This window comes from Gilliamella sp. App2-1, from assembly GCF_001690255.1.
Lineage (GTDB): Bacteria > Pseudomonadota > Gammaproteobacteria > Enterobacterales > Orbaceae > Gilliamella > Gilliamella apicola_G.
The window spans coordinates 1-1,072 of record NZ_LZGR01000069.1 but is presented as its reverse complement, the minus strand read 5'-3'; the positions used below and the strand labels follow the sequence as shown (position 1 = coordinate 1,072).

Genomic DNA, 1,072 nt, shown 5'->3' with positions numbered 1-1,072 from the left:
GCAACGCCAGTATTGATATCTTGGATATCACCACCGGCCGCGGCGGTAGCTAGGCCAGTCGCGAGTTGGGTTAGGGCGCTGATTTGTTGTCTTTCTTCTTGGCTTAGGTCTTTGATGTCTTTATCGGGGTAAAGGATACCTGCAATAACTTCTGCACTGCGTTCACTTGCGGCAGCGCCTAAGCCACCCACTAGGGCAGAGTTGCCTTGCAGCTGCGCAACCACCCCGCCCAAGATGGCATGGCTGACCGTGTTGGCAATGTGGTCTGTTTCCCATTTGCCGGTTTCAGGGTTGTAATGCTCGGTTTGTTTTTTTATGGCACTGGCAATTTTTGGTGCCAGTGCCCCTGCAACCGCCCCTGTCATGTCGCCGCTGATGATGCCGTTAATCAGATTGACCGCCATGTCAATGCCTTGACGGGTGTCACTGCCCATCGCCGACATGCCTTGATTCATCGCTTCTTTGTAGGCGTCTTCGTAGATTTTTTGTTGCTGCTTGTCGGTTAAAAAGATGCCTTTTTTGTTGCTTTTAATTCGGTGTTATTGCCAATCTTGATGTTAAAGCTGCCTTTGCTATGATAAAAAATTAAATAAAATCAATACTTTTACTAACCGATTTTTTGTAAGTAAAAATCATAACTTAATGTGTTTTTTATGTTTTGAATCAAGGAATATATGACACAATGAGCAATACAGTAAACGGGATTTATTAACCATGGCGCATGAAAATAATAATGGCTAAAAAGTGGTGCTAAGCCAAAATTAGTAATTAAAAAATTAATTATAAAATTTAGTGACTGTATTAACTGTCACTTTTTACTGGTAAATATACAAAATTTAGGATAGGGATAGAATCATTTTTTATTTCCAAATATTTTCTTGGTTATCTAAATATTGTTTCCAATTAAAATATAACCGTTTTTCATTTTCCTCTTGAGTATGCTTAGAAGGATCATAATCATTAGATACAGGCATGTATCTCACGAAAGACTCTATTTCTTCAGGATAATCAAAATTTTCATAAATTTCTTCTACTTCACCTAATGGATCTTTAATGTCATTACGAATATTAT

The 1,072-nt window shown here is 38.9% G+C and carries 2 protein-coding genes; both read right to left on the bottom strand.

Annotated elements, in window-relative coordinates:
* The coding region (locus tag A9G22_RS09035) for a VENN motif pre-toxin domain-containing protein (RefSeq protein ID WP_176700261.1) at positions 1-455 on the bottom strand (455 nt) is incomplete at its 3' end.
* A gap of 405 nt (positions 456-860) precedes the next feature.
* On the bottom strand, positions 861-1,072 hold a 212-nt coding region (locus A9G22_RS09030), incomplete at its 5' end, for a DUF2247 family protein (protein WP_141670034.1).